This is a genomic window from Heyndrickxia sp. FW510-T9 (assembly GCF_058781025.1).
In genome coordinates, this window is the sequence record NZ_JBYSWK010000017.1 from 22538 (window position 1) to 41314 (window position 18777).

At 37.2% G+C, this 18777-nt stretch carries 17 protein-coding genes; 9 read left to right on the forward strand and 8 right to left on the reverse strand.

What is annotated here, in order from left to right:
- Positions 1 to 3 precede the first annotated feature (3 nt).
- The 4 genes from AC3WJF_RS10840 to AC3WJF_RS10855 are packed head-to-tail and all read left to right on the forward strand — an operon-like array spanning position 4 to position 4009.
- On the forward strand, positions 4 to 669 hold the full coding sequence (locus AC3WJF_RS10840) for a DUF4129 domain-containing protein (protein ID WP_492452006.1): 666 nt from the start codon (positions 4 to 6) through the stop codon (positions 667 to 669).
- Positions 659 to 1774: a DUF4350 domain-containing protein gene (locus AC3WJF_RS10845; protein WP_492452008.1), complete on the forward strand. Its 1116-nt coding sequence runs from the start codon at positions 659 to 661 to the stop codon at positions 1772 to 1774. Before AC3WJF_RS10840 ends, AC3WJF_RS10845 begins: the two co-directional genes overlap by 11 nt.
- The gene (locus AC3WJF_RS10850; protein WP_492452010.1) at positions 1771 to 2700 is read left to right on the forward strand and encodes an AAA family ATPase; all 930 of its coding nucleotides are present in this window, start codon (positions 1771 to 1773) and stop codon (positions 2698 to 2700) included. Before AC3WJF_RS10845 ends, AC3WJF_RS10850 begins: the two co-directional genes overlap by 4 nt.
- Positions 2651 to 4009 carry a DUF58 domain-containing protein gene (locus AC3WJF_RS10855; RefSeq protein WP_492452012.1) on the forward strand — a complete coding sequence of 453 codons (1359 nt, stop codon included), beginning with the start codon at positions 2651 to 2653 and terminating at the stop codon, positions 4007 to 4009. Before AC3WJF_RS10850 ends, AC3WJF_RS10855 begins: the two co-directional genes overlap by 50 nt.
- Here the strand turns inward: AC3WJF_RS10855 and AC3WJF_RS10860 are convergent.
- Positions 3987 to 4961, reverse strand: coding sequence for a stage II sporulation protein M (locus AC3WJF_RS10860; protein ID WP_492452014.1), 975 nt, complete (start codon positions 4959 to 4961; stop codon positions 3987 to 3989). The two genes, AC3WJF_RS10855 and AC3WJF_RS10860, sit on opposite strands and share 23 nt — an antisense overlap.
- 201 nt (positions 4962 to 5162) lie before the next feature.
- On the opposite strand from AC3WJF_RS10860, the gene AC3WJF_RS10865 reads away from it, so the two are divergent.
- Complete coding sequence (locus AC3WJF_RS10865; RefSeq protein WP_492452016.1) at positions 5163 to 5960, forward strand: RDD family protein; 798 nt, start codon at positions 5163 to 5165, stop codon at positions 5958 to 5960.
- 100 nt (positions 5961 to 6060) lie between these two features.
- Positions 6061 to 6387: a YnfA family protein gene (locus AC3WJF_RS10870; RefSeq protein ID WP_492452018.1), complete on the forward strand. Its 327-nt coding sequence runs from the start codon at positions 6061 to 6063 to the stop codon at positions 6385 to 6387.
- 973 nt (positions 6388 to 7360) lie between these two features.
- On the opposite strand, the gene AC3WJF_RS10875 is transcribed toward AC3WJF_RS10870, so the two are convergent.
- Together AC3WJF_RS10875 and AC3WJF_RS10880 are read right to left on the reverse strand one after the other, a co-directional pair.
- On the reverse strand, positions 7361 to 7942 hold the full coding sequence (locus tag AC3WJF_RS10875; protein WP_492452020.1) for a M15 family metallopeptidase: 582 nt from the start codon (positions 7940 to 7942) through the stop codon (positions 7361 to 7363).
- A gap of 295 nt (positions 7943 to 8237) precedes the next feature.
- Complete coding sequence (locus tag AC3WJF_RS10880) at positions 8238 to 9482, reverse strand: aminopeptidase (RefSeq protein WP_492452022.1); 1245 nt, start codon at positions 9480 to 9482, stop codon at positions 8238 to 8240.
- A 276-nt stretch (positions 9483 to 9758) separates the two neighbouring features.
- Here AC3WJF_RS10880 and AC3WJF_RS10885 point away from each other — a divergent pair, with 276 nt between their 5' ends.
- Both AC3WJF_RS10885 and AC3WJF_RS10890 read left to right on the forward strand, forming a co-directional pair.
- On the forward strand, positions 9759 to 11390 hold the full coding sequence (locus AC3WJF_RS10885) for a catalase (protein ID WP_492452024.1): 1632 nt from the start codon (positions 9759 to 9761) through the stop codon (positions 11388 to 11390).
- 251 nt (positions 11391 to 11641) lie between these two features.
- Positions 11642 to 12829: an amidohydrolase gene (locus AC3WJF_RS10890; RefSeq protein ID WP_492452101.1), complete on the forward strand. Its 1188-nt coding sequence runs from the start codon at positions 11642 to 11644 to the stop codon at positions 12827 to 12829.
- A gap of 158 nt (positions 12830 to 12987) precedes the next feature.
- Here the strand turns inward: AC3WJF_RS10890 and AC3WJF_RS10895 are convergent, their stop codons facing one another.
- A complete protein-coding gene (locus AC3WJF_RS10895) occupies positions 12988 to 13449 on the reverse strand; it encodes a GNAT family N-acetyltransferase (RefSeq protein WP_492452026.1) in 462 nt (153 codons plus the stop codon).
- Positions 13450 to 13522: 73 nt separating this feature from the next.
- Here AC3WJF_RS10895 and AC3WJF_RS10900 point away from each other — a divergent pair, with 73 nt between their 5' ends.
- The gene (locus tag AC3WJF_RS10900; RefSeq protein WP_492452028.1) at positions 13523 to 13840 is read left to right on the forward strand and encodes a M20/M25/M40 family metallo-hydrolase; all 318 of its coding nucleotides are present in this window, start codon (positions 13523 to 13525) and stop codon (positions 13838 to 13840) included.
- 147 nt (positions 13841 to 13987) lie between these two features.
- Here the strand turns inward: AC3WJF_RS10900 and AC3WJF_RS10905 are convergent, their stop codons facing one another.
- From AC3WJF_RS10905 to AC3WJF_RS10920, 4 genes are all read right to left on the reverse strand, one after another.
- Positions 13988 to 14659, reverse strand: a complete 672-nt coding sequence (locus AC3WJF_RS10905) for an AroM family protein (protein ID WP_492452030.1) — start codon at positions 14657 to 14659, stop codon at positions 13988 to 13990.
- Positions 14660 to 15817 carry an amidohydrolase gene (locus AC3WJF_RS10910; RefSeq protein ID WP_492452032.1) on the reverse strand — a complete coding sequence of 386 codons (1158 nt, stop codon included), beginning with the start codon at positions 15815 to 15817 and terminating at the stop codon, positions 14660 to 14662.
- Positions 15801 to 16910: an amidohydrolase family protein gene (locus AC3WJF_RS10915; protein ID WP_492452034.1), complete on the reverse strand. Its 1110-nt coding sequence runs from the start codon at positions 16908 to 16910 to the stop codon at positions 15801 to 15803. The genes AC3WJF_RS10910 and AC3WJF_RS10915 overlap by 17 nt, the downstream gene beginning before the upstream one ends.
- A gap of 88 nt (positions 16911 to 16998) precedes the next feature.
- On the reverse strand, positions 16999 to 18579 hold the full coding sequence (locus tag AC3WJF_RS10920; protein ID WP_492452103.1) for an ABC transporter substrate-binding protein: 1581 nt from the start codon (positions 18577 to 18579) through the stop codon (positions 16999 to 17001).
- Positions 18580 to 18777 lie beyond the last annotated feature (198 nt).

The following is an 18777-nucleotide window of genomic DNA, read 5'->3' on the forward strand; positions in this document are numbered from 1 at the left end:
GATATGATGGATGCTAACAAGGCGAAGGATGAGCTTGAACATATTTTAAATCATAAAGAATATACCGTTTATTATGATGATTCGAAGGGATTGCTTGCAACGTTATGGGAAAAAGCGAAACAATGGATAGGAGAAATTTTAGCCAAATTGTTTCCTTCCTTCGATTCTACAAGTGGTGGTGCGGGTCCCATTCTTATTGTTATCATAGCCATTGTTTTACTCCTGATCGCATTGGCAGTCATTTTTTTGATTCGTCATTATAGGCAGGATCGAAATCTTAGGAACCAAAAGCCGCTTACATCAAGGTTAGAGATAGACTGGTCAGTCCAGCAACACATTAATGAAGCGAAAAGACTGGAAGCATTAGGGGCATACACCCAGTCAACCCGCCATTTATTTCTTGCTTTACTTCTTTACTTTCACGAAAAAGAATGGCTAGAGGCAAGAATATGGAAAACAAATTGGGAGTATTACGACGAGCTTCGGAAAGTAAATAAACAAATGGCTGATCAATTTTTTCAATTTGCGAAATTTTTCGATGAAGTAACGTATGGGGAACGAAAAATCGAGAAAGACGAATATGTTCCGTTCAAAATGGGGGTTATGGAGTGGCTGTGGGAAGTTCCGCCATTCCAGAAAACAGGGCAGGTGAATACCCATGAAAAATAGACAAAGCTGGATATGGTTTTCTGTTTTATTTCTTATCTTCATGATTATTAGCTATGTCTCCTTTTTACCTAAACCTAAGGTCTTTCCAAGCTATGTAACCGAATCCCCTTCCCCAACAGGTGTGAAGGCATTTTTCACTCTTTTAAATAAAGAAACGGAAAGCAAGCGTTGGGACCATTCACCTGATAAATTGCCTAAAAGCGCAACAAATCATTTACTTATTATGGTGGAACCTTCGATGTTATCGGAAAAAAAAGAATTGCAGGCATATATTGATTTTATGAAAGCGGGGAACACCATTCTGTTATTAAAAAACAACCCTAAAGGGATGTTTGACCTAGAAACAGAAGAGGTTTCTGCTCATGGAATACTAAAAATATACGATCAAAATAAACAGAAATACAAGGCGGAAATTAGTTCCTCCGTTCGTTTGCTGCCAAAGAAAGAGGATTCTGTTTTATTACATGATAAATCAGGGACTGTCGCATTAAAACGATCTTTTGGCAACGGACAATTGATTGTGGCGATTGCACCTGATTGGATGACCAATGGGGAAATTTTAGACCATGATCACCTGCCACTTATTTTATATTTAATGCAAGAAAACAAATACGGCACGATCTTGTTTGATGAATATGTTCATGGTATGGGAGACTCTTCCACGTTTTGGACCGTTTATCCAAAGTGGTTTTTACTTCTCATTCTGCAGGGGATTCTACTGATGGCTCTTTGGCTATGGTATAAAGGAAAGCGTTTTGGACCGATTATTGTCCCAAGGGAAGAAACCGTTCGTTTTAGTGACGAGGCGATTCGTGCCTTATCTGCTTGGCTTCTTAGGGGGGCACGTTACCATGATTCGTTGCGGATGCAATCGGATTATGTTAAATTTCTGCTTCAAGAACGATGGAGGATTCCGTACAGCCGGGACTGGAAGGATCTCTCTGGGCAGTTAGAACGAAAATGGCTTAGCGCAGAAAAATCTGAAATTGATTCATTCTTGGGTGGTTTAATTCAGGTTTTAAAAAAGGAAAAAATCAGCAAGCAGGAATACTTGCTATGGTCAGTGAGACTTGACCATTTAAGGAAAGAGGTGGAAAGAGGATGAAACCAGAATTAGCATCCTTATTGGAAAAGTATGAAGAGCGCATTTTGGGACAAAGTGTAAATCTTAAGCTGCTATTGTCGGCTATTTTAGCAGGCGGGCATGTCCTCCTAGAAGGGGTACCAGGTACCGGTAAAACGCAAATGGTACGGACGCTTGCAGGGTTGCTTGGTGGAAGCTTTAACCGCATTCAGTTCACTCCGGATTTGCTGCCAAGCGATATCACTGGCAGCATGATTTACAACATGAAAGAGAGCACGTTTCAAACGTTAAAAGGGCCGATTTTCACCAATATTCTTTTGGCGGATGAAATTAATCGTACTCCAGCTAAGACTCAGGCTGCACTTTTAGAAGCGATGGAAGAAAAGCAGGTAACCATCCAAGGGGAAACCTACCCTTTGCCGGAAGCATTTTTTGTAGTGGCCACCCAAAATCCAATTGAATTTGAAGGAACCTATCCGCTGCCGGAAGCACAGCAGGATCGTTTTTTATTCAAGTTGCAAATTGAATTCCCTGCATTTGAAGAAGAAAAACATGTATTACAACATGTATTGGAAAATACCTTTCGCGAAAAACCTATCCATGAGGTGCTTGATTTAAACACTTTCTTAAGCATAAGAAAAGAAATGGAGAATGTAACGGTGGGTGGGAATGTGTTAGAGTACATAATGCAAATTGTGAGGAAAACACGGGATTCGGAATCGATTCGCTTTGGGGCGAGCACTAGGGCAGGTATCTCTATAGGAAAAGCCGCTAAGAGCTGGGCATACCTATCGAACCGAGATTTTGTTACACCCGATGATATTAAAATGGTTGTAAAACCTGCACTAAGGCACCGTATTCAGTTATCCCCGCATGTAGAATTGGAGGGATCAGCCGTTGACCAAATCATTGAGGAACTTGTGGGATCGATTCCTGTTCCTAGATAGAGGAATTATTCCGACTAAACGCTTAATGCTCCTGTTTGTTATTCTTTCCGTTTTCCTATTAATTGGAACCGGCGGGGGAATTTCGTGGGGCTACATCATCGCCGCAAATATCGCTGTTTTTATTATCAGTCTGGTGGATCTGGTTTTTTCCCCGAAAAAAAATCAGCTTTTTTTTAAACGCAATTTAACAGCGGAAATGGAAAGAGGAATTCCCTATACAGTGGAGATTGAAGTGAGAAATGACTCTCCATATAGTATTTCTTATCGGTTGATGGATGGTCTGCCACAATCGTTTAAAAATGCATTTCCAATATTAGGAAAAGTCACTGGCAGCACGACTAAGACGCTTACGTTTGAAACTATTGCTTCCGTAAGAGGAAAATATAATATAAACAAGCTATATTGTCGATATAAGAGTTTCATAGGGTTGTGGGAGAAACAATTCGCCGTCCGACTCACCTGTTCCATAAAAGTGATTCCTGATTTAACCGAAACAAAGCAGTACTTGGAAAATGCTCAGCAATTTTTACTGCATGAGGGATCGAAAATACGAAGACAGCGGATTGGAGCCTCTGATTTTTCAAAAATTAGAAGCTATGTAGTTGGGGATGACCCACGAAAAATCAATTGGCGGCAAAGTGCTAAACTGCAGGAAGTAATGACAAATGTATATGAACCGGAGCACGGGAAATATATTATGATATTAATTGACTGTGGGAGAATGATGGGGGCTGAGTTAGAGAAAGGAAACCGACTGGAAAAGGTAATAGAAGCGAGCCTTACGGTGGCCGCAGCTGCCCTTAAGAAAGGTGATTATGTTTCCGTTCTTGCTTTCTCGAAAAAAATAAACGTATATGTCCCCCCTGCTAAAGGAATGGACCATCTGCAAACGGTCCTGCAAGCTATTTATGATTTAAAAGTAGATGCGACTGAATCCAATTATGGAGCAGTGTTCCGATATTTGGAAACTGTCCAAAAAAAACGCAGCCTTTTACTATTATTCAGTGATGTCCGTACTTTTCTTCATGAAGAAAACACATTCGTTTTTTTCAAACGTCTCAGGAAACGGCATTTATTTTTAATGGTGGGAATCGAAGATGAGACACTTTTAAAAAGAATAAAAGAGAAGCCGGTTGATATACAAGCTGCGACGATCAAAAGCATGGCTCAGCAACAGATGCTTGCAAAGAAATGGGAAAAAATAAAATGGGAAAAACAGGGCCTCCTGATGGTGGAGGCCCGTGAGGAGAACCTAGCCATAACGGCTGTTTCTCATTATATTGACATTATGAATCAGAACCTTTTGTAACTTTGGCCAGTTTCCATTTTCCGATGACAATATAGAGAATGAAACCGATAACGGTTAAAAATGCGACAATATATTTTGTTTCTAAGGAAAGGGTAGATGGTGTGATGAAGCCTTCAATGATGCCGGCTATAACGAATAAAGGAATCGTGCCAAGCAGAAGCTGAACAGACCGTTTTCCTTGTTCTTTCAATTGTCTGCCTCTTGAATATGGTCCAGGGACAAAGAGCTTATAGCCCATTAATAGCCCAGCGCCGCCGGCAATGAAAATGGCTGTAAGCTCGATCATCCCATGTGGCACAATATAAGCCCAAAAATCATAGGATTTGCCATGATACCAAAACAACGCAGCAAGTGCACCAATTATAATGCCATTATAAATTAATAAATAAACCGTTAAAAGACCGAAAGTAATTCCACCGGCAAATGCCAAAATCGCAACTTGAATGTTATTGGTCATAATACTCGCAGACATTACCGACGAATTTACCGCTCCTTCATTGTTTCCAAGTTGATCAGGATTAACCCCCTGAGTAATTTCTGTCGGAAGAATGGAATAAATATGAAGCGGATCCGATGCAACGGAAAGAAAACTCCCTATACCTCCGAGCAGAAAAAGAATCATTGCGATCAGTACAAACTTCCATTGTTCCAGAAGTAATCCAATAAATTTTGTACTGAAAAAATAACGGATTTGTTTTATGCTTGATACTTGATCTTTATATAAAAGATTATGAGAGCTTGATACAAGTCCATTCAAGTATTGCGTAACTTCTTCATTTTGATAGTAGGTTTGACTATAGGAGAGATTTTGGGCAGCTTTTTGATAAAGTCGATAAAATTGAGCTATACGTTCACCAGTTATGGATCTTCTACTCTTATTTAAACTTGCTGTCATCTCTTCAAGCTGTTTCCAATCTCCGCGATGGTTTTGAATAAATTGTCTTACATCCATTTTGGCACCTTCTTTTCTAAGGACATAGGGAGGAGCGTTAGTAATTAATGAAGTAATAGATGAGTAAGGGCGAGGATCGCACCGCCTCTATTTTTATCTTATGATACTTTAAATTTATTTTTGTGATGTTTTTATTATAATAATTTTATAGTAAAATAGGAACAACTTTGGGAATTTTTATCCAAGATGCGGAGGAATTTGATGAATCAAGAGCAAATGGAAATTAAAACACCTGAATTCGTATCGATTCAGTTTCGCCTTGCAGGTTTGGGCAGCAGAGCTGCAGCACTAATCATTGATCAGTGTATTTTAATGTTTTTTAACATTTTGTTATTTGTTATCGTTTACTTTGTAATGAGAGGGATGTCGTCCTTACCGTTTTTGGGAGAGAGCTCAGTTCCATTAGCCATTACAATTATTGTTTTGTTTATTATTAATTGGGGATATTTTTTCGTGTTAGAATTTTTTTGGGGTGGAAAAACAATTGGTAAGCGGCTAATAGGGATTAGAGTAGTTCAAGAAAACGGTCACAGCATTACTTTGCTTTCAAGCTTTATCCGTAATTTCATGCGGATAATTGATTCCATGCCTACCGGTTATTTTCTTGGCATGATGATGGTCTTTTTTCATTCTAAACATAAGCGGCTGGGAGATATGGTTGCTGGGACCATTGTTGTTCATGAACGAAAGGTCAAGCGGAAAAAGAAGCTTTCCCCCGTTGAAAAAGTAATTCAAACAAGGGGACTTTCCAAGGATGATCTATCGGTTAGTGAATGGGCGATGAAATCGGTTAGGCAGAAAGAGTGGAAGCTGATTTCTACCTATGTGGATCGCTTTCAGCAATTGTCCCTTGCCGAAAGAAGCAACTTAACAAAACAAATTGCTGCCATCTTACTACCGAAAATTGGAGTGGATGCGGCAGGTAAGAGCGAAAACGAATTAGAAAACATTCTCCTCGTCCTTTATCTCATCCTTCGAGATGAATGGGAGTGGGAATAAGGGACGTTCCCTTTTCACATCTTCAATTAAACTAATGGTATGATGAACTGTTTAATTTCATTTTGGGGTGAATGGAAAATTACGTTAAAAAAGGTGAATTATGATTTATACTATCGTTTTATTTATCCTTGCCGGAACCGCAGAAATCGGTGGCGGGTACTTGATATGGCAATGGTTACATGAAGAAAAGCCATATTGGTATGGAATTATCGGCGGTATTATTTTGGTGCTATATGGAATCATCCCTACTCTGCAAAAATTCCCTTCATTCGGTAGAGTGTATGCAGCCTATGGTGGAGTTTTTATTATTTTGTCTGTTTTATGGGGGTGGGGAGTGGATCGAAAAGCACCAGATACTTACGATTGGATAGGGGCAATCATTTGTTTAATCGGAGTGTCCATTATGCTTTGGGGACCACGGCATTGATTATAAAGTTAAGGCGATATTGATGTTGATATCAAATCTACACTAGTATATCGCCATATTTTCCCTGAAGTATTGACTGGTTGCTACCGGAAGCTTAGATATGTAAAGAAAGTTATGTCGAAAGAAAATTGACCTAAAGGATATCGTTGAAGAAGGCTTTAATTTACTAGTTGATGATAAAATACAAGCGAAAATTTTAGTTAGACCTTCGAGCAGTTAATATTTGTTGAGAGGTAAAACTCATAGAATCTTTTTAGATTTTATGGGTTTTTTATTATCTTTTGTTAACTTCGTCTCAGTTACCGAAAGTAATAATAAACAAAAATGTAAGAAGAATGCCCAATACATATAAGGAAAGTTTTTGGATAGTTTAAGAAAGGAGAGAATCTAGTATAGGTGAAAAGGATGTCCAAGTTATGTCGATGAAATTGCATAAATTCCTGAATATTGCCATGGTCTTATTATCATGGTCCACGCTCCCTTTTTTGGGGTTGCAAAATATAAAAAGATTTTTTCCTGCCTCTCTCCTTATAGGAGTTATAGAAGCTTTAAATGTTTTTATCGGAAAAAAGCGTAAATGGTGGGTTTTTTATAATAAACCAAATTCCTATTTATTTAATGAATTTCCTTTTAATATTGGTCCGTTTTTGATTGGGTCAATGTGGATACTAAAGTGGACATACGGACATTATATCCGTTTTCTATTACTCAATGCGATGGTTAATTCTTTCTTTGCTTTTCCATTTTCCGTTTTTTCTAAGAAGATAAGATATTATACATTGGTCCGTTTTAATCACTTACAATTTTTTCTCTATTTCTTTTTAAAGGCATTTTTATTCTATGGGCTGCAAAATCTTTTTGAGAAGAAAAAATCATCAATCTCTGAGTAATTGCGTTTAAAAAAGTACTTCTTACATGAAGTCAACCAAATGAACATCATTTAAATAGTTTTACTCGATTCACCGGATTTATCCTATTTCGAATCCGCAGTTAAAGCTGCGTCATTCGGCCTGGCACCATTCTGTAAATCAGCAATGGATAAGCCAAAATCTATTTGCAGATGTGGATAGTCTTTAAATGTCTTCCAATCTCCACCCCAAGTAAAGCCTAAATTTTTTGCTAAATCAACAACCTCGTTCCAATCAGGTTTCCCATTCTTATTGCCGTCGTATTGCATATCCCAAATAATTTTTCCTGAAGGAGTCTTTAAGGCGAAATCAATGGCGAGCCCATAATTATGATAGGATTCCCCACCTTTTGCGTTGGTCACAATGTTTCCGCTTACCGTCCGCCCTTTTTTATAAAGTTGATCTTGTTCTGCAGCACTTCGAAAACCATCTGTAATAACGACGGTGATTCCTTTTTTAGCTGCTTGTTGAATCAATTGATTCGTTTTTTCTTTTACAATGGGATTTAGCTCCTTAGGAAAAGAATCAGAATGGACTTGTTTTTTAGTATTATCATGTTCTTTGCTAGATTGTATATAAAAGATCAATATTAATACGAGTGGAATGATAAACAAAATATTACCAATTCGTTTTTTCTGTTTTTTCAAAGCAAGTATTCCTTTCCGAACTTTAATCTTATTGTTTTCTATGACGAATATAGTAGTTTAATTGTTTCATGTATTTTAATGGGGTGCAAGATTATGATTCTTCCAAATCTGATTAAGTAAAATTTGCTTACCTTTTTATAGTAGGGATTTTTTCTTATTATCAATAAAAATTGCTGTAGGGGTAAATGTATTGTAGATGGAGGGAAGTAGGATGATTTTGCTCAACTTTCAAAAAAGCACAAAAAACAAGGCAAGAAAAAGTTTCGTTTTTCTTGCCCAATATTATTTCTGGATATTATATTGCCCAGTCTCCATTACGGAAAATCGGAACTACAGTGCCATCTTGTTTAATACCGTCAATATCCATTTTGTTAGAGCCAATCATAAAATCAACATGAACTGTAGAAGTGTTCATACCATTTTTCAATAATTCTTCTTCACTCATTTTGGTACCACCTTGAATGGTTGTTGGATATGCTGCACCAATAGCTAAATGATTCGAAGCGTTTTCATCAAATAAAGTATTAAAGAAAACAATATTTGATTGGGAAATTGGAGATGGGTCTGGTACTAAAGCAACTTCGCCCAATCCTGTTCCACCTTCATTGTCAAATACCAATTTCTTAATAGCTTCATCGCCTTTTTCAGCAGAAATATCTATGATTTTGCCGTCTTTAAAATGAACTTCAATGCCTTCGATTAGAGTACCTGCATAGCTTAACGGTTTTGTACTGCGTACCACGCCATCCATGCGGTGGGTATCGGGAGCGGTGAATACTTCCTCTGTAGGCATGTTTGCGATAAATTCATCGCCTTTTGGATTATAGCTTTCCGCGCTTGCCCAAATATGGTTTTTAGGTAAACCTAGAGTTAAATCTGTGCCTGGTGCTGTATAGTGTAATGCATCAAATTGGATTTCATTTAATATTGCTGCTTTTTCATTCAATGTCTTTTTATGCTCATCCCAGACAGCAACAGGGTCATTCTCATAAACACGACAAACTTTAAAGATTTGATCCCATAGGGCATCCACTTGTTCTTCGGAAGTAGAAAGATTAGGGAATACATGTGCAGCCCATCCAGCGCCAGCGGCAGCTGCTACCGTCCATTTCAAATCATCATTTTGAGTAGCAACGCGTTGTGCTTTGAACGCCTTACCAGCAACACTTTGATAAGCAGCCACTTTTGCAGGATCTGCTTCATTAAGTAGACCAGGATCACTCGACACGATAGAGAGACGGCTTACATGATGATTCAATACGTGATCTTCTGATTCGTCAATTTCATATTGGGGGATATTTGTTAAAACTTCTGTTGGTTGATGTAAATAATGTAGTTTGCTTATTTCATCATCTGACCATTTTACAATAACTTTCTCCGCTCCTAAGTTGTAAGCTTCTTTTGTCACTAATCTTGCTAAAGGAGCTTGATCAACCGTGATCGTCATTTTTACCCAATCTCCGGGTTGAACATTAATACCTTTTGCAACTAAAAGTCTGGCATACTTTTGTAAGTTTTCTTCAAAATTAGGTAGAACCATTTTTTTACCCTCCATTTAAGGACAGGATTACTGTCCCGCTTTAATCAAAATATCATTCTCGTTAGTTTAACCGTGATATCAAGTTGATATTATACTCTATCTTGGAGTTTGATTGTACTAATTTGTTTGAGAATTTTCTCTTTTCGTTCAGTAAACGCTTTTTTAATTTCATCGAATGGATTAGAACGGATGACTAATTTTTTTGTATTGGGTAATTATACTACTGGATAAATATGCTTAAGAATCTTTCATCTTTACCGAAAAGAGGCGATTATAATGGAAAAAGACTTATCAAAAAATCAAACAAATGTTGAAGATGATGGTACGCTTACGAACCGACAGGGACACCCAATAACAAATAATCAAAATATCAGAACGGTTAGTAATCGTGGTCCTGCAACACTTGAGAATTATGATTTTATTGAAAAAATCAGCCATTTTGATAGAGAAAAGGTACCGGAACGAATTGTGCATGCTCGTGGAGCCGGTGCACATGGATATTTTGAGACTTATGGAACGGTTGGCGATGAACCAGTTTCAAAGTACACTCGTGCCAAAGTGTTTCAGGAAAAAGGAAAACAAACACCTGTATTTGCACGTTTTTCTACGGTTGTGAATGGTTTGCATTCTCCAGAAACAGTTCGTGATCCACGGGGATTTGCAATTAAGTTTTATACAGAGGATGGCAATTGGGATCTAGTCGGGAATAACTTGAAAATCTTTTTTATTCGAGATGCGATGAAGTTTCCTGATATGATTCATGCTTTTAGACCAGATCCTGTGACGAATATTCAAGATCCACGAAGATTTTTTGACTTTTGTGCTAATTCACCGGAATCCTTTCATATGGTGACATTCATATATTCTCCATGGGGAATTCCGGCAAATTATCGGATGATGCAGGGATCCGGTGTTAATACATACAAATGGGTAAACAAGGAAGGCAAAGCTGTTCTTGTAAAATACCATTGGGAACCAAAGCAAGGTATAAAAAATTTAACTGCTAAGGAAACGGAAGAAATCCAGGGAAAAAACTTCAGCCATGCAACGCAAGATTTATTTGAAGCGATTGAACGTGGAGATTATCCGGAATGGGAATTGTTAGTGCAAATTATGGAGGATGGACCGCATCCTGAACTCGATTTTGATCCTCTTGATGATACGAAGCTTTGGCCGAAAGACCAGTTCACTTGGCTTCCAGTTGGCAAAATGGTGTTAAATAAAAATCCGGAAAACTTCTTTAATGAAGTGGAACAAGTTGCATTTGGAACAGGTGTCCTTGTGGATGGATTAGATTTTTCTGATGATAAAATGCTGCAGGGAAGAACATTCTCTTATTCAGATACACAACGTTACCGCGTTGGTGCGAACTATTTGCAACTCCCAATTAATGCGGCAAAAAAACGTGTGGCCACCAATCAAGAAGGTGGGCAATTACGGTATTTTAATGATAAAGCTGCTGGACAGAACCCGCATGTGAATTATGAACCATCCAGTATGGGTGGTTTGAATGAATCAGAGCAGGCAGGAAAAGAGTACACGCCTCATGTAGAAGGGAATCTGGTACGTGAATCAATTGATCGACATGATAATACAAAGCAAGCCGGTGAGACATATCGTCAATTTGAAGACTGGGAAAAAGATGAATTAATTAATAACCTAGTTAACGATCTTTCCATTTGTCCAAAAGATATTCAGGAAAAAATGATTGCCTTGGCGGAACAAGCGGATCAAGAGTACGGGAGACGGCTTAAAGAAGGTATAGCTGTGAAAGGCAAGGAGATGAATAATAAGATGAATAATATGAGGATGGAGATTGGAGAGGAAATGCGTCCTCTTGGATTCAAAGATGCTCACAAAGCAGTGCAAAAAGCAGTAGAAGAAGGGCATGAGGCAGATCCATACTAAGAGTGAAGTAAGTGAGTGGTTGCTAGATAATGAGCTAAGATAGAATAAACTAACAAATGATTTAAGAGGAAAACTTTATTATTGGTTTCCTTTCTCAAATTTTATTAATCCTTGCCATCCAAACATCTTTTATTGTTGATAAAACCCAGTTCGTATAATTGAGTTCTTTCCTTTTTGAGCACCCTTTTTTCTTTGATAAAATGGCTATATTACCTATTGAGGCATCATTTCATTTTAAGGAGACGATCATGATGAGAGAAGAATTAATGAGGATGCTGAATTCACGGAAAGAAGAAATCATCGATATTCGTCGTTATTTACATGAACATCCTGAATTATCATTTAAAGAGGAAAATACAGCTCGGTTTATTATAGATTTTTATAAAGGAAAAGATGTTGAGATTCAAACAAATGTTGGGAATGGCTATGGCATTATCGTTACCATTAAAGGGGGCAAACCAGGTAAAACAATTGGGCTTCGTGCTGATTTTGATGCACTTCCAATTACAGAGGAAACGGATGTGCCTTTTAAATCGAAAAATGAAGGTGTCATGCATGCTTGTGCACATGATGGGCACACTGCATATTTGTTAGTTTTAGCAGATTGTTTCATACAATTAAAAGATTCGATTCCAGGTACTATTAAAATCATCCACCAACACGCTGAGGAAGTTCCACCGGGTGGTGCAAAAAGTATTGTAGAATCCGGTGTGATTGCTGATTTGGACGCTATTTTTGGTATACATTTGCTACCGATTGGACCTGCGGGAACAGTTGGCTATCATGCTGGGTATTCCTTCAATGGAAGAGCATATATGAAATTGAAAATTCAAGGTAGAGGGGGACATGGTTCCTCTCCACACTTAGCGAATGATGCAATTGTTGCTGGTGCACATTTTATAACAGCTGCTCAAACTATTGTTAGTCGGAGATTAAGTCCTTTCGATATCGGTGTTATCACAATTGGATCCTTCGATGGAAAAGGAACCTTCAACGTTATTAAGGATAGCGTAGAACTAGAAGGCGATATTCGTTATATGACAGTGGAAACGAAAGAAACAATCGAGAGAGAAGTAAAAAGAATTGTAAGAGGGGTTGAAGAAGAATTTGGAGTAATCTGTGAACTTACGTATACTCCAGATTATCCGCCTCTATACAATAATCCTGAATTATCAATGATGGTTGCTGAAAGTCTTCAGGCTCTGAACGATAAGGATATTAAAGAAGTAAGGGAATTTTCTCCGATGGCACCATCTGAAGACTTTGCCTATTATGCGCAAGAATTTCCTGCTTGCTTCTTTTATATTGCATGTTCACCAAAAGGAGTAGAAAATCCGTATTTCAATCATCATCCAAAATTTGATATTGATGAGGATGCCCTTCTTGTAGCAGCAAAAGCTGTCGGACAAGTTGTTTGTAGTTATTTTAAATTGGATTGAAGTACAAAAAAGGTGTAATCCGTACCTTTTTTGTACTGTTTCGTAAACTTTGTTGCACTCGGAATAAAAATTAATGGAGAGTAATGCCCCGACACCAATATTGGTACGGCGTTCCCTACCGGGGCGAATAACAACAATCTATGCAAAAAACAGCCTAATTAAATATCTTTATAAACAAATTCACGGTATTTTACAAAATCATTCTTATTATAAAAGTTCCTGGCTATTTCGTTTTCAAACCAATAATCTAATTCAATCTTATTAATGCCGTTTGTCTTGGCGATAGCAATAATTTCGTCCATCAATTTAGAGCCATACCCTTTTTTTCTTGAGTTTTCTAAGATACTTATTTGATGAACATATACTGATTTATACGCTTTTTTGAAGATGTTACCAGGATAATCTCTTAATTCAATAAAAGCATAGCCTATAGCTTGGTCTTCTTCCTCTAGCAGAAGAAAAATGAATTCTTCCTTATTAATAATTTTTTGAAAAAAAGTCTTTATTTCTTCAAAATTATATTCATTAAAATGCTCAGGATACAGAGTTGCATGTAAATCGTGGACAGGCTTGCACAATGTTGCGACTGCTTCAAAATTGCTTGTTCGACTAATCTTCATCTATTTTCCCCCTTCACAAAAAAATTCCTATATTTAGATACTAGCATATATGTGTTTATATAAATTAAAAATAATGCCTTTTGCAAATTTTTTAAAAATAATTGGCTTCTATAATCCTGAATTAACTATGATGGTTGTTGAAAGTATTCAGGCTTTGAACAATAAGGATATTAAAGAAGTAAGGGAATTTCCTCCGATGGCACCATCTGAAGACTTTGCTAATTATGCGCAAGAATTTCCTGCTTGCTTCTTTTATATTGCATGTTCACCAAAAGGAGTAGAAAATCCGTATTTCAACCATCATCCAAAATTTGATATTGATGAGGATGCCCTTCTTGTAGCAGCAAAAGCTGTCGGACAAGTTGTTTGTAGTTATTTTCAAGTGGATTAAATATAGTAAAACCTTACCATGGTGAATATGTGGTAAGGTTTTTAGTTTGAAATCGGAAGTGAACAGGATTTTGTTTTGTTGTTCCTTCCATAACTGTCATGCATATTTGATTATATTAATAGAGATCTTTAAAATAGGTGAAAAATTTCACAAAACCTCGCCAGAAACTTTATAAATCATATTTCTAGATAAAATCACTGGTTTATCAGTGTGCGCCTGAGCTATTTTTTTCATCTCTTCCGTATACCCCATGCAATCAAGCACAATGGCATTGATAGGAAAGGAGTCAAGTTGTTTTATGGTATCGATTAAATTCTCCTCTTTAAAGGAATATGGAGAACAAGCAGTAGTAAAGGGAGAAAAGCCAACGCTCTTCCATTTAACTTTAATAGATTCCACTTGCTCAGTAAGGGGAACAACCACGCCAAGCTTTCCATCTCTTAATAATCCTTTTACTAAGAAATTGAGAAGATAATCAGGATACACAATGGGAATGTTACTTGTAAATAAAGGAAATGTACCAGTGCAGGCAAGAATGATAAGTGAAGCTTTTTCCTGATTCAACTCGTTGATTTGTGTTTGAATAATAGGCAGGATTTTTTCTTTTGCCATCACTGCACTTCCCCCGGATTGCAAACGGGAGACTAGAGTAGTTTGTCCAGGTTCAGGGGCAAGTGCGAGAATCTCATTTTCTGACTTCCCATCTAGAACTCCCTTTTCTATTATTATGGTTTCATTTGGAAGAAAGTTTCTAATGGCAGGGATCATATCATCTCTTGGTGTTTGCCCGATTGTAATTACCCCAACTGATTTTCTCATTCAATTCATCTCCTTATCATACACTTTATTCCCGTTGATATAAGTAGATAATACATTTGATCGTACATCAAAGGGATGGTGGGACCAGATAACAAAGTCAGCGTCCTTTTCTAATTCGAGTGATCCAATCCGATTGTTTAACCCAACTAATTTTGCTGCTTCAATCGTAATGCTTCTTAAGGCTGTAGTCTCATCGAGTCCAAATTTGACTGCTTCTGCAGCACATAAAATTAAATATTGTATCGGAATAAATGGGTGATCAGTCATAATTGCAAAAGGGATACCAGCTTCATGAAATAGTTTTGGCGCTTCTGGCGTTGAATTTCTTGTTTCATATTTAGTAGATGGAAGCATGAACGGACCAAGTGTGACACTTGCTCTACTTTCTTTAATGGCATCAAGCATTAAGTACCCTTCTGTGCAATGTTCCAAGCACAACTTAATCTGAAACTCTTTGGCTATTCGGATTGCTGTAGCAATATCATCAGCGCGGTGGCAGTGTAAGTGAATAGGCATTCTTCCTTCTAGCACTTCAATAAAAGGGGAAAGTTTTGTTCGATTTTCTAGATTATATAGTCGCTCCGTCTCTGATAGTAACGATGCTTGTTGAAATCCTTGCCGAATGATATGGGCAACACCCATCCTTGTATATGGAGTTTTATTGTATGATTGCCCAAAAAGATTTTTTGGATTTTCACCAAGTGCCCCTTTTAAGCCGCTTCTTTCAATTAGGATCATTTCTTGTAAAGACATTCCAGATGTTTTTAAAATAGTCCAAATACCACCTATAGGATTCGCGCTTCCTGGTCCAGTTTGAACAGTTGTCACTCCCCCTTTTTTTGCCTGCTGAAAAGAGAAATGATGTATATCAGTTCCATCTATTGCTTCCATAAGCGGTGTAAAAGGGTCAGAGTATTCGTTTGCGTCATTCACTTTTTCATTCATTTCCTGCCAAATTCCTACATGTGTATGAATATCAATTAGACCAGGAGTTATGACACATCCATTTACATTTATAACTTGAGCATTGGTAGGAATATCCGTGTTAACTCCTAGCTTGATTACTTTTCCGTTTCTAGTCCAAAGATCCGCATTACTTAAAACTGTATTAGCTTCATTCACAGTATAAATGTCTGCACCTCTAAATATAGTCAACACTTGACTCACTTCCTTTATAAACTTCTTTTCCTTTAATGTAGGTTCGGACTGGTTTTGCAGTTAAATCAAGAGGATGCTTATTCCATAAAACCAAATCAGCTAATAGTCCTGGTTGAATGGAGCCAGTTAGGTGATCAACTTGCAAAAGTTTAGCAGCGTCACAAGTTAAACCATTTATGACGGTCTTCACAGGAACTCCTGCTTTTAAAGCAAGTGAACCTTCTAGTTGTAAATGATTGACGGAATTTACTGGATGGTCTGTCGCAAAAGTAAATGGAATTTGCTGTTCAAAAAGTGTATAGAAGAGGGATGGATCTAAATTTCTTAATTCTCCTCTTTCGACCGGCTGAAATACTGGTCCTGCAATAACTGAAAACGGTACATCGAAATGGTCGTTTTTGATTATAGGTATTTCAGTGCCGTGAACAAGAATGATTGACAAGTTATATTCTTTTGCAATACGAAAAGCGGTAGCGATATCATCAGCCCGATGTGAACGAATAAATAAAGGGAGTTTCTTAAGGTTATATTCTTTTTGTAAATTTCTTAATGATTCCCTAATCATTTGAGCAATTCCCATGCGTGTAAGAGGAGTTCTTGTTTTCTCCCAAAAGGCATTTTTCGGCACATCTCCCATGGAGAAACTAAAACCAAGATGACTTCTTAGAATCATTTCATCTACAGTAACCCCTTGTGTATGTATAACTGATGTTTTCGCCCCCAGAACAGATTCAGGACCAGAAACAATATGTGCAGCAGTAACTCCTGAAGCCACTGCATCATGGAACGCACTATCAAATGGATATATTCCATCTATAACGTGAAGAAGAGATCCATCATATACTCCAGGTTCAAACCCATCATTACCTTCCCAACGAATACCTAATTCCTTTAATCCAATTTGCGAACAAGTATCAATAAAGCCTGGAGTTAAATAAAGATTTGTACCATCCACTATAGTGCATTCAGGTAAATTTTCTGTTGAGGAAAGTATACTTGAAATTCTTTCTCCTTCTATCAAGATGGTTTGAATGGAGAAGTTACCGGTTTGATGTTGGTAAACATGTGTGTTAATAATAGCTGTTATTGACACTTTTATTACCTTCTTTCTATTAAAATGGGAGTTTACAAAAGAAAAGTAGAGATAAAAACCTCTACCTTTCTTGAAAACTCATTTTTACTTATTTGGATAACCACACGTTTGTACCGTTTGGATTTACAATTTGAATAGAATAGTCTGGTGAAACATCGAATCCGTGCACTTTTTTGCTGATTCCTGCAGTAGCATCAACGTTATCAAGTTCAATTCTCGGTACATCCTTCATAATCAGTTTAAGCGCCTCTTGATATAATTTTGCACGTTCATTTTGATCTACAGTTTCAGAAACGGCTCTGTTTAACAATTTATCTACGTCTGGGTTAGAATATCCTTTACCATTTCCAAGTGCACCTATTTGGTCGCTAGAGAATAATTGGTATAAGAAGAAATATGGGTCAGGATACCATGTCCATCCGCCAATTGACATTGGTGCGTTATTTTTTGCAACTGTATCACTGTAGGTACCCCATTCAACAACTTTTAGTTCGACATCAATATTTAAGTTTTTCTTCATTTGATTTTGAAATATCGTTCCATATGGAACGCGAGATTCGGCTAAATAGAGTTGTGTTTTAAATCCATTAGGATAACCTGCCTCAGCAAGTAATTTTTTTGCTGCTTTCGGATCATATGTAGGAGTAAGACTTTCTAACTCTTTACTATACCCCCATGATTTTTTTGGTAATGGTAAATAGGATTTTTCTGCACCACCCCATTGGTTGGCACCTTTAACGATTTCCTCTACATTTGTTGCTTTGTAAATAGCCTCACGTACTTTTGGATTTGCTGTTGGCCCTTTTTTATTATTTAAATCTAAATAAGTTAAAGAAAGAGCAGGTTTTGAAAGTAATTCTAAGTTGTTATCCTTCTTGATAATTTCACGGTTTTGTCCCTTTACGTCCATTCCAATATCAAGATCACCTGAACGGAGAGCGTTTGTCATCATGTTTGGATCAGAGATAATTTTAATAGTTAGTCCATCTAGATGTGGTTTTTCTCCCCAATATTTATCGTTACGAGTTAGTTTAATTTCTGAATCCTTTTTCCAGTCATCGATTTTGAATGGGCCAGTACCAACTAAATGACTACCAAATTGATCTCCCCATCCTTCTACTTCTTCTTTTGGAACAATAATATTTCCTGCATCTGTTAGCATTGCTAATAATGCTGCGTTTGGAGCTTCCAAATGAATGGCGACTTCATTTTCTCCTGTTACTTCTACACTTTTCACACCACGTAAACGATTCATGGCAGATTCTTTCGCTGATCGTTCCAGACTATACTTAACATCTTCTGCAGTCATCTTTCGACCATTTTGATATTTTCCTGGTTGAAAGTACACATCGTCCCGAAGCTTAAAAGTATAAGTTTTCATATCATCGGAAACTTTCCACTCTGTCGCCAGAGAAGGCATAAAATCGGATTGATCTTTGTTGTAAACAATCAATGTATTAGCGACCTGAAGCATTACTTGTGATTCATAGACTCCCGTATATTTAATAGGGTCTAAAGTATTTGGATTAGCGGATAATCCTAATTTTAAAACACCGCCATCCTGTGGTTTGCCTGTTGCGGATGATTTTCCGTTTGTTGAAGCAGGATCAGAAGAGTTACCTCCTGAAGAACAGGCACTTAATACTAGAACAACAGAAATAATGACCATGAAAAACCATTGACTTCGAAACTTATTTTTCACACTAAATCCTCCTTTTTTGTTTCTAATAGTGAATCAGTATTTCATATATAGAACTTAAAATTTAATTTATCACAACTGAACAACGGAGTAAATGACTTTTTAAAATATTTTAAACATAGGTATTTTTTTGATTCTTTCGTATTTACATTTTAATTTCTCGATGCT